The 10,473-nt window shown below is 63.1% G+C and carries 12 protein-coding genes; 3 read left to right on the top strand and 9 right to left on the bottom strand.

The genetic code is table 11. The features are described 5' to 3' along the window. Positions 1-107: 107 nt before the first annotated feature. Positions 108-1,058, top strand: coding sequence for a LysR family transcriptional regulator (locus tag IRZ12_RS11575; protein WP_296468537.1), 951 nt, complete (start codon positions 108-110; stop codon positions 1,056-1,058). An 88-nt stretch (positions 1,059-1,146) separates the two neighbouring features. On the opposite strand, the gene IRZ12_RS11570 is transcribed toward IRZ12_RS11575, so the two are convergent. Beyond that, on the bottom strand, positions 1,147-2,082 hold the full coding sequence (locus IRZ12_RS11570) for a LysR family transcriptional regulator (RefSeq protein ID WP_296468534.1): 936 nt from the start codon (positions 2,080-2,082) through the stop codon (positions 1,147-1,149). A 103-nt stretch (positions 2,083-2,185) separates the two neighbouring features. Between IRZ12_RS11570 and IRZ12_RS11565 the strand changes: the two genes are divergently transcribed. Beyond that, positions 2,186-3,175, top strand: a complete 990-nt coding sequence (locus IRZ12_RS11565; protein ID WP_296468532.1) for a tripartite tricarboxylate transporter substrate binding protein — start codon at positions 2,186-2,188, stop codon at positions 3,173-3,175. Positions 3,176-3,183: 8 nt separating this feature from the next. Further along, positions 3,184-4,641 carry a UbiD family decarboxylase gene (locus IRZ12_RS11560; protein ID WP_296468530.1) on the top strand — a complete coding sequence of 486 codons (1,458 nt, stop codon included), beginning with the start codon at positions 3,184-3,186 and terminating at the stop codon, positions 4,639-4,641. Positions 4,642-4,755: 114 nt separating this feature from the next. On the opposite strand, the gene IRZ12_RS11555 is transcribed toward IRZ12_RS11560, so the two are convergent. From IRZ12_RS11555 to IRZ12_RS11520, 8 genes are all read right to left on the bottom strand, one after another. Beyond that, positions 4,756-5,424, bottom strand: a complete 669-nt coding sequence (locus IRZ12_RS11555) for an isochorismatase family cysteine hydrolase (RefSeq protein WP_296468528.1) — start codon at positions 5,422-5,424, stop codon at positions 4,756-4,758. A 171-nt stretch (positions 5,425-5,595) separates the two neighbouring features. After that, positions 5,596-5,766, bottom strand: a complete 171-nt coding sequence (locus tag IRZ12_RS11550) for a hypothetical protein (protein ID WP_296468526.1) — start codon at positions 5,764-5,766, stop codon at positions 5,596-5,598. A 68-nt stretch (positions 5,767-5,834) separates the two neighbouring features. Then, positions 5,835-7,025, bottom strand: coding sequence for an amino acid aminotransferase (locus IRZ12_RS11545; protein ID WP_296468524.1), 1,191 nt, complete (start codon positions 7,023-7,025; stop codon positions 5,835-5,837). A 61-nt stretch (positions 7,026-7,086) separates the two neighbouring features. Further along, positions 7,087-7,941, bottom strand: coding sequence for a tryptophan 2,3-dioxygenase (gene kynA / locus IRZ12_RS11540; protein WP_296468522.1), 855 nt, complete (start codon positions 7,939-7,941; stop codon positions 7,087-7,089). A gap of 42 nt (positions 7,942-7,983) precedes the next feature. After that, positions 7,984-8,610, bottom strand: coding sequence for an arylformamidase (gene kynB / locus IRZ12_RS11535; protein ID WP_296468520.1), 627 nt, complete (start codon positions 8,608-8,610; stop codon positions 7,984-7,986). Between the two features lie 37 nt (positions 8,611-8,647). Beyond that, complete coding sequence (locus IRZ12_RS11530; RefSeq protein WP_296468518.1) at positions 8,648-9,025, bottom strand: RidA family protein; 378 nt, start codon at positions 9,023-9,025, stop codon at positions 8,648-8,650. Between the two features lie 68 nt (positions 9,026-9,093). Further along, complete coding sequence (locus tag IRZ12_RS11525; protein WP_296468517.1) at positions 9,094-9,576, bottom strand: glutathione peroxidase; 483 nt, start codon at positions 9,574-9,576, stop codon at positions 9,094-9,096. A 132-nt stretch (positions 9,577-9,708) separates the two neighbouring features. Next, on the bottom strand, positions 9,709-10,473 hold a 765-nt coding region (locus IRZ12_RS11520; RefSeq protein ID WP_296468515.1), incomplete at its 5' end, for a type II secretion system F family protein.

Below are 10,473 nucleotides of genomic sequence, written 5' to 3'. Positions count from 1 at the left end.
TTTGTGTCCTCGGCGACCTCGCTTCGCCTCTTGGTGTGCGATCGATTCTATGGAGGGGGTGTTAATTTGTCTAATATATGTCTTATATCTATTGATTTTCAGTGCTTATGAATATCGGTCTCCGCCATTTCAAGGCGTTTCTCGCCGTCGCGCATACCCGCAGCTTTACCCGGGCAGCCGAGCAGATGCACATCAGCCAACCGGGGCTCAGCCTGATGATGCAGGACATGGAGAGCCAGTTGTCCTGCCGTCTTTTCGAGCGCACGACTCGATCGATTCAGCTGACGGCTGCGGGCCAGCGGCTGTTGCCCGTCGCCCAGCAGGTGGTGGACGAAGTCGAGACCATCGCGCCGGTTCTCAGCCAGCTGTCCGAAAAGCGGCGGCGCACCTTGCGCGTGGGCGTCCCGCCGATTTTTTCGGCCAGCGTCATTCCCCTCGTCTACATGCGGCTGCGCAAGCAGGAGCCCACTCTGGATCTGCACATCGTCGATCTTCCCAAGCCCGAGGTGGAGGCGCAGGTGCGCAACGGCGAGCTCGATTGCTGTCTCGGGGTATTTCCGAAACGCATCCCGGAGCTGACCCGCCGGCCACTATTCAAGTTCGATTTCGTCTATCTGGAGTCCCGCCAGGCGCCGGCTCGGCCCCGGACCCAAGGCCGTTCTTCCGGGCGCATTCGCTGGAAAGACTTGCCGTCCGTGCCCTTCGTCGAACTGCAGCATAGCCAGGATCTGCAACAGCAGATCAACAAGTGCCGGGCCGCCGCGGGAGTGGCGCGCGCGGACGGTATACGGATGAATCGTCTCGAATCGCTCATTGGCATGGCTGCCGCGGGAGTCGGGCCGACCATCATTCCGACGTTCGCGGCGCCCGTGGGGATAGAAAGCCAAGTGTCGATCGCGCTGCTGGTCGAGCCGGTGCTCTCGCTGGACTTTCATCTGGTCAGCAAGCGGGGGCGCGAGCACCCCGATGTCATGGAATCTTTTACGCAGACCCTGCTCGAGGTCATCGCCGAGCGCCGAGACCGCATCCGCCGTCCGGCCGAGCAAGAGTGGGAGTGATCACAAGGCGGCCTGCTGCCATCCCGGGCAAGCCCACGCGCAACTGTCCCGGGCAGGTCGATGCAGGCGTTCGTCTTCGGGCAGGCCGTCAGTTCCCGCCGGGCCGGCGGCCCTGCGGGAAGTGTTCGTGAAGAAACGCGGCGAACGTGGCGGCCGCGGGCGAGAGTGTCCGGTGGCGGTGCCATAGCAGCGCGATGGGGCGCCGGATCGTCCTGGGCTCGAATGGCAACATTCCGACACGGGGAAATTTCCGGACTACCGGCCGGGCATGACCGGGGATGACGGACACGCCTTGCCCGGCTTCCACCAATCCGATGGCGGTCCAGACAAACGCCACCTCGCAGGCGGGTGTGAGCCGTACGTTGACCTGCGCGGCATGGGAGTCCACGAGATAGCGGGTCGAATTGTGTTCGCCCAGCGCAATGAACGGATGTTCCGTCAGGTCTTTCCACGTGGCACGGCGGTGCGCGCTCCAACCATAGCTGCGCGGGTATATCAGCAGCAGGTCGTCTGTCAGGAGATGCTCGGTCGCGACGAACGCGCTGTCGACCGGCATCACGCCTACCGCGAGATCGACCTCGCCCTTCGCCACGAGGTCGACGATTTCTCCGCCCGGAGTATCGCGCAGCACGATGGTGATGTGCGGGAATCGCTGCTTGAAGGCTCCGATGATGCGCGGCATCAACAGAGATGCCTGTAGCGGCGAGCACGCAAACCGGACCCGCCCGCGGCGCCGGTCGGCCAGCTCGCGGGACCCGGCGATGGCAGCGCCCAAGTCCTGAAGTATGCGGCCGGCAACCGGCTGCAGCTCCGCTCCCGCCTCCGTCAGGCGCACCGAGCGGGTCGTCCGGTCGAGCAGCCTGAGCCCGAGCTCCGACTCCAGTTCTCGCACCAGAAGGCTGACCGCTGACTGCGACAGATTGAGCAGGGAGGCAGCCGCAGTGAAGCTGCGCGTCTCCGCGACGCAAGCGAAGGCGCGCAATTGCTTGAGTGTGAGGTTACCCAGCGACGCGTGGTAATTCATTGGCAGACCTCATCAATAGATGAGAATAACTCGCTGGAATAATAAATTGTCTGGCGCTGTAATGCGCGAACCGGAACGATAGATTCAGGAGGAGACACGCACCATGACTTTCCAAGTGGGTATCTTCGGTTCGCGGCGACTGATGCCGCTGGTTGCGCTGACTGCGGGAGTTGCGCTGTGGCAGCCCCTGGCCGCCATGGCTGCACAGAGCACCGTTTCACTCGTCGTCGCAACGACACCCGGCACCGGACCCGACATCCTGGCCCGAGCCATCGGTCAACAACTCATGTCCCGTTTCGGTACGACTGCAGTGGTCGACAACCGGCCGGGAGCGAGCGGCAACATCGGAGCCGATCATGTGGCGCGATCCAGGCCCGACGGATCGACCTTGCTTGTGGCAGCCACGACCTTTGCCACCAATGCGGCGGTAAACCGCGCGCTGCCCTACGATCCGATCAAGGATTTCGAGCCGATCGCGCTCCTTGGCACAGGGACGCTGGGCTTGGCGGTGCCGGCTTCGTTTCCGGCGGAAACGCTCAAGGAGTTCGTGGAGAAGGCAAGAGCCCGCCCGGGCAGCATCAATTACGCCTCTCCCGGCAATGGCACGCCGCAGCACCTGGCGATGGAGCTGTTCAAGCAGGAAGCGGGCATCGACCTCTTCCATATTCCGTTCAAGGGCGCGGGCGGTGCCGTGAACGATCTCGCCGGGGGCCACGTATCGGCCATGATCGTGCCGCTGCACACGATCCAGCCGCTCGTGAACGGAGGCAAGGTCAAGGTTCTTGCCGTCATGAGCGCGCAGCGGGCGCCGTCGATGCCGGAGGTTCCGACCTTCCGCGAGTCTGGCTATGAACGCGTGCAGGTCGATGTCTGGTACGGCCTGCTCGCGCCCAAGGGCACGCCACAAGCCACGGTGGACAAGCTCAACAAGGAAGTCAACGAGGTGCTCAAGAGCGAAGAGGTGACGGCCAGCCTGGCCAAGCAGGGCATTCACCCGGAGGGAGGAAAACCAGGGCGCATGGCTGACGTCCTGGCTTTAGAAGTCAAGCGCTGGCCACCGGTGGTACGCGCGGCGAACATTACGGCAGACTAGGTAGACCCATGAAGAAGACTTGGAACGATTACGACGCGCCCCATCGAGATCTGCGCGAGCTGCTCGAGCGCATAGAGAAAGCCGGCGAACTGCGCCGTATCTCGGGGGCTGACTGGAATCTCGAGGTGGGTACGCTGGCGGAAATCGTCAACAGCGGTCGATCGGAGCCTCCCGCCCTCCTGTTCGACAACATTCCCGGTTATCCGCCGGGCTTCCGGCTGCTCTCCGGAGCGACCAACTCGTCCGCCAGGCTGGCGCTGACCTTGGGTTTTCCCGTGCCCAAGGGGCCGATGGACGTGGTTCGTTCCTATCGCGACCGCATGCGGCATCACGAACCCATCCCGCCGCGGATCGTCGAAACCGGACCGATCCTGGAGAACATCGATCGCGACGACGATGTCGACATCTTCAAGTTTCCCATCCCGTTTCTCCACGAGCTCGATGGCGGCCGCTACATCGGGACGGATGACCTCGTCATCATGCGGGATCCGGAGCTGGACTGGATCAACATCGGCACCTATCGCTCCATGGCGCACAGCCGGAACCAAGTGGGGCTCTGGACCTCGCCTGGCAAGCAAGGACGGCAGATCCGGGACAAGTACTTCAAGCAGGGGAAACCTTGCCCTGTCCTGATTTCCTGCGGGCACGACCCCATGTTGTTCCTCGCCGGCGGCAATGAATTGCGCTTCGGCCTGTCGGAGTATGACTACGCAGGCGGCCATCGGGGTCTGCCTTTCGACGTGGTGCTGAGCGAAGTCCACAAGTTGCCGATGCCGGCCCATAGCGAAATCGTGCTGGAAGGGGAAATGTATCCGGACGACACGCTGCCCGAAGGACCGTTCGGCGAATTTACGGGCTACTACGCGGGCGGCAAGAGCAACCAGCCGGTCGTGCGCATCCAGCGCGTCTATTATCGAAACGACCCGATCCTCACCATGGCCACGCCGCTGCGGCCGCCCTCCGATTTTTCGTTCTCCAAATGCGTCATGAAGGCCGGCATGATCTGGGACGAAGTCGAGCGCGCGGGATTGAGCGGCGTCAAGGGCGTGTGGTGCCATGAAGCCGGCGCCGCCCGGCTGTTCAACATCATCTCGATCAAGCAGGCGTTTGCCGGGCATGCCAGGCAGGCGGCCATGCTGGCGGCCAACTGCCAGTCCGGCTCGTACCTCGGTCGTTTCGTCGTGGTCGTGGACGAAGATGTCGACCCCACCAACCTGTTTGACGTGGTCTGGGCGATGTGCACCCGTTGCGATCCGGTGGAAGACATCGAGTTCATCCGCAAGGCATGGAGCGGCCCGCTGGATCCGCGCATCCCGCGCGGAACCACCACCAACTCGCGCGCGATCATCGATGCCTGCCGGCCCTTCGAGATGCTCAAAGACTATCCGCCCGTGGCATGCGCCACGCCCGAACTGCGGCAGAAGGTGGAGGAAAAGTTTGCCGACATACTGGCGTCGTTGAAGTAGCACTTTGCCGGGCGCAGCCGCGCCCGGCTGCTGTCCCGTCTCGAAAGCAAGCGCCGATGGCAAGGCGCGCGAATCCGGATGAGGCGTCGGCATAGCCGATGCGCCTCGCCATGTTTACTTGAGGCGCGCTGCCATCTCTTCCACCAACATCACGTCACCGAAGTTCTCGATGAATCCCGACAACGCGGCGATGTGAGCCGATTGCTGCTTCGCGGCCAATGCATCGGCCAGCATAATGGTCTTGAAGTTGAGCATCATGGCGTCACGCCCGGTGGACTCGCAGCAGACATCGGTCACGGTGCCGCCTATCAGCACCGTGTCGATACCGCGTCCACGCAGCTCGGATTCCAGCGGCGACGATCCGTGAATCAGCGCGCTGTAGGTGCGCTTGGTGACCTTCAGATCTTGCTCCGCGATGTCGAGTTCGCTCCACAGATCAAAGCCGTCGTTGCCAGGCTTGAGGCCGGCCTTGCGTCCACGCTCCTGGGCCGGGGTCAGCAGATACTTATGCTTGACCGACCAGAAAATCTCCGCACCTGCGGACGAGGTCGATATCCAAACTACCGTGCCGCCGTGGCTGCGGACCACACGGGCCGCCTCGTTGACCTTGGGAACGATCTCCCGTGCGGCCGGCACGGAACTCGGGTACTCCGGCTTCATGAAGTAGTTCTGCAGATCGATGATGACCAGCGCGGTCTTGGCCGCATCGATGGTCTCATAGGCGTGCAGGCGGCCGCGCCGCGCTATCACGCGGTCGAGGATTTCCTGGTCGATGCCGTACATGCGGTTGTCTCCTTGAAGCTCTCGGTGTTTGAAATCAATCCGTCGCTATCTTGGCAGCTTTCACCACTGCCTTCCACCGAGCCAGTTCAGTGCGCACATGCTCGGCCAGGCGCTCTTGCGTGCAGCCGGCAGACAAGTCCGCCCCGGTCGGCTGGCGCCGAATCCCGCGTATCAGAAACGGTGGAACATGCCCAGCATGACACCGGTCTGGTTCACGCCATTGGGCAGCGCGGCCGGAGTCGGCCCGCCGCTCAAGGCCAGGTTGGAGTGGGCGTTATTGTCGATGTAGCCGCTCAGGCCGTAGACACCGGTGCGCTTTGATAGCGTTCGGATGGTCCGCAATGCGGTGACGGTGGCGCGGTCCTCAGCCGGGACCGCTGGCCTGGAGCGCGGGAATGGCGGAAGGATGATCAGTCCATCACTTTCGCCATGGCCCGCGCCACGTAATCGAGATTGGCCTCGGACAGGCCCGCCACGCACATCCGGCCGGACTGGATCACGTAGACGCCGAATTCGTCGCGCAGGCGGTCGACCTGAGCGGGCGCGAGGCCCGTGTAGCTGAACATGCCGCGCTGGGTGACGAAATATTCAACGTCCAGTTCTGGCCGCAACGCCTTCAAGCGGTCGCGCAGGCCGCGGCGCATGGCGTGGATACGGGTACGCATCTCGCCCACTTCCGACTCCCAGCGCTGGCGCAGGGCGGCGTCGTTCAGCAAGGTGCTGACTACCTGACTGCCGAACAAGGCGGGACTGGAGTAGTTCTTGCGCACCGTGGCCTGCAGCTGGCCGAGCACGCGTTCCGCTTCGTCGGCCGTGGGGCAGACCACGGACAGGCCGCCCACGCGCTCGCCGTACAGCGACATGTTCTTGGAGAAGGAGTTGCCGACCAGCACGGCGATGCCCTTGGCCGCGGTCTCGCGGACCACCCAGGCGTCTTCCTCCAGGCCGTCGCCGAAGCCCTGGTAGGCCATGTCGAAGAAGGGGATGGCATTGCGCCGGACCAGCACGTCGATGATCTTGACCCATTGCTCGCGCGTGGGATCGATGCCAGTGGGGTTGTGGCAGCAGGGCTGGAGCAGCACGACGCTGTGCTCGGGCAGCTGCTCGAGCGCCGCCAGCATTTCATCGAAGCGTATGCCGTTGGTGGCCGGGTCGTAATAGGGGAAGGCATGCACGGCAAAGCCGGCTCCTCCCAGGATGTTGTAGTGATTTTCCCAGGTCGGGTCGCTGATCCAGATCTCGCTGTCCGGAAAATGCGCCTTCAGGAAGTCGGCGCCGATCTTGAGCGCTCCCGATCCGCCAAGCGTATGGATGGTCGCGACCCGGCCTTCCTTCACGGCTGGGTGGTCGGCGCCGAGCACGGTTTCCTGGATCGCCTTTCTGTATTGCGCATCGCCTTCCATCGGCAGGTAGACGGCAGGGGCGGAGGTGTCGATGCGTGCGCGCGCGCGGCTGACGCTGTCGAGCACGGGAACCTTGCCCTCGCTGTCGTAGTAAAAGCCAATGCTCAGGTTGACCTTGCGCTCGCGGGGGTCTTGCAAGAAGGTCTGCACTAGCGAAAGAATGGGGTCGCCAGCGTAGCGGGGAACGTGCTCGAACATGGGGAGGTTTCCTGACAACGATTGGCCAATTATAGGGCGCAGGTCGTCGCGCCGCGGGCGTTCAGAGGGCTGTGCGCATGCGCCAAAGCTCAGGGAAAAGGACGACTTCCAACATCTTGCGCAAATAGCTGACGCCGGCCGTGCCGCCAGTCCCGCGCTTGAAGCCGATGATGCGCTCGACGGTGGTCAAGTGGCGGAAGCGCCATTGACGGAAGGCATCTTCTACGTCCACGAGTTTTTCCGCGAGCGCGTACAAGTCCCAACATGCGTTGGGATCGGCGTAGACCCTGAGCCATGCCGCTTCGACCGACTCGTCGTACTGCGTCGGCTGGGTCCAGTCGCGGGCGATGCGCTGCGGCGAGATCTGGAAGCCGCGACGGGCCAGGAGCATCAGTACCTCGTCGTACAGAGAAGGCGCGTTCAGGGCATCCTCTACCGCCTTCCTGCGTTCGGGATGGTGCACGTGCGGCGCGACCAGGGAGGCGTTCTTATTGCCCAGGACGAACTCGATTTGCCGGTACTGGTGGGATTGGAACCCCGAGGAGCTGCCGAGGTAATGGCGGAACTGGCTGTATTCCGAAGGCGTCAGCGTGGACAGCACTGCCCAGGATTGGAGCAGTTGTTCCATGATGCGGGAAACGCGCGCCAGCATCTTCAGCGCGGGTTCGACTTGGTCCCGTTGAATGCAGCCCCGTGCGGCGAGCAGTTCATGCAGCATGAGCTTCATCCAGAGCTCGCTGGTCTGGTGCTGGATGATGAACAGCATCTCGTTATGTTCCGTGGAAAGCGGATGCTGGGCGCTCAGGAGGTGATCCAAGTCCAAGTAGTCGCCGTAGCTCATGGATTGCGAGAAATCCATTTGCGCGCCGTGCCACGAGGGGTGTGCCGAGTCGATATCTTGGCGGGGGACGGTCATTTGAGTGCGTCCTGGATGATGTCGTTGATCCGAGATTAGCCGTCAGGTCAGCTCCCTCAGCACCGCACGCACGGGGCTCGCATCGAGCGCCGAGAACTTGAGCGGCAGGGCGATCAGCTCATAGTCCCCCTCGGGAGCATGGTCCAGCACCAGGCCTTCGAGAATGGCCATGCCGGCCGAGTGGACGGCCCGATGCGCGTCCATGGTCTTGGATTCTTGGGGATCGATGGAGGGGGTGTCGATGCCGATCAGCCTGACGCCATGGCGCGCCAACAGCGTGACGGTTTCGGGTGCGACGGCGCAAAATCCGCTGTCCCAACGCTCGAGCGGGTTGCGGGCGTAAGTACGCAAGAGCACTCGGGGCGGTATGCCGTCCAGTGCGTGTTCGATGTGCCTGGCTTTGACCAGTGGACGGGCACCGAGGCAGTGGATGACGCGTGCGCGGCCCAAGTAGGCGTCGAGCGGTACCTCACCTATGGCCACGCCGTCGCGGGCGTAGTGCAGCGGCGCATCGGCGTGAGCCCCGGTGTGGGGCGAAAGCGTGATGCGGCCCACGTTGACGGCGCTGCCGTCTTCCATGCGCCAGACCTCGGCTTGCTGGAATGGGGTGTCGCCGGGCCAAACCGGCGTTTCCGGAGAAAGCGGGGGGCTGATGTCGATCAGGCGCATGGGGCTGGGAAAAAATCCGGTTGGCTATTTAGGCAGGCTATTTATTGACCACCCCGAACGCCACGATTTCGACTTTCATGCCGGGCACGACGAGCGCGGCGACCGCGGCGCTGGAGCGGCTGGGGTAGGGCGGCGCGAAAAATTCGCGGTAGACCGCATCGATGGCCTTCATGTCGTTGACGTCCGTCATGTAGATCAGCACCTGGGTGATGTCCTGCAACGTCCCGCCTGCCGCTTCGACGGCAGCCCGCAGGTTGCTGAAAGTCAACCTGGCCTGATCTTCGATCGGTCCGGTGTCGATGCTGCCGTCCTTGCGAACCGGTCCTTGAGAGGTGAAGAGGATGCCCCCGCTGCGCACGGCCCAGGAAAAGGGTTGCCCGACATCGGGTAGGCCAACGTCTATGACTTCTTTCATGCTTTCGCTCGCTGAAAACGAAAGCGCGGATCTTCCCACGAAACGGCCATGTTGCGCACTACCGCGCTCTACCCAAGCGCGGCTTCGATGTCTCCCTTGAGCGTCTCGGGTTTGTCCGTGGGCGCGTAGCGGGCGATCGGCTCGCCGGTCCGGCCAATGAGAAACTTAGTGAAATTCCACTTGATGGCTTCGGTGCCGAGCACGCCGGGCTTGGCGCTCTTGAGCCACTTGTACAGCGGGTGGGCGGAATCTCCGTTGACGTCGATCTTGGCGAACAAGGGAAAGGTGACGTCGTAGTTGAGCTTGCAGAAGCTACGGATGGCGTCGTTGTCGCCCGGCTCCTGGTGGCCGAATTGATTGCAGGGAAATCCGAGGACGACCAGGCCGCGCTCGCGATACTCGCGGTAGAGCGCTTCGAGCCCGGCGTATTGAGGCGTGAACCCGCACTGGGATGCGACGTTCACGATCAGCAAAACCTTGCCGCGAAAACTCTCCAACGCCACCTCCCTGCCTTCGATGTCGGTGGCGGAAAAATCGTAGATGGTCGTCATGGGGTCGCTCCTGGGATGGAAGTCTGATGATCGATGCTCGAGACCATGGCGTCAACTCTGCGGCACGCTAGAGTAGTGAAGGGGCGGGGCCAGGTGTGGTCGAGGCAATGCCCTCCCGGCTCCGTCAAAGCCCTAACGCACCAATTGATTGATCTCGATGATCGGCATCAGCACTGCCAAGACGATCAGCAACACGAACCCGCCCATCATCAGGATCAGCAAGGGCTCCAGCAGTGCCGTCAGGGCCATTGCCCGGCGCTCGACTTCGCGCGCCAGGGTTTGGGCGGCGCGTTCGAGCAGTTCGGGCAGCGTACCCGTTTTTTCGCCGCTGGCCACGAGGTGGACGAGCAGCGGCGGAAATGTTTTCTGTACTTGCAAGGCGGAAGCGAGCGGCGCCCCTTCGCGTACGCGCGAGGTGGCGTCGTCGACGCTGGCGCGCAGCCTGTCGTTACCCAGTGTCTGGCGGGACGCGTCCAGGGCGCGCAGCAATGGCACGCCGCTTCCGGTGAGGATGGCGAGGGTAGAGGCGAAGCGCGCGGCATCCAGGCCCAGGATGAACCGGCCGGCGAGCGGCATTTTCAGCAATCTCTCATGCCAGGCGAGCCGCGTTGCGGGTGAGCGCAGCATCATGCGCCAGCCCGCGTAGGCGGCGGCAAGGACAAGGGCGACCAGCCATCCCCAGCCGCGCACGAACTCGCTCAGGCCCAGCATGACCTGGGTCAGCATTGGCAGTTCTTGCCTCGCTTGGGAGAAGGCACTGACGACTTGGGGCACGACGTAGCCCAGCAGGAAAATGACGATGCCTACGGATACCAGCGCCACGACGGCAGGGTAGATGAAGGCGGTCAGGACTTTCGTGCGCAAGGCATTGCGCTCTTCGATGTAGCCGGCGAGTTT

The organism is Pigmentiphaga sp. (assembly GCF_019689535.1).
Classification (GTDB): Bacteria; Pseudomonadota; Gammaproteobacteria; order Burkholderiales; family Burkholderiaceae_B; genus Pigmentiphaga.
This window is presented reverse-complemented; position numbering and strand designations above follow the sequence as displayed.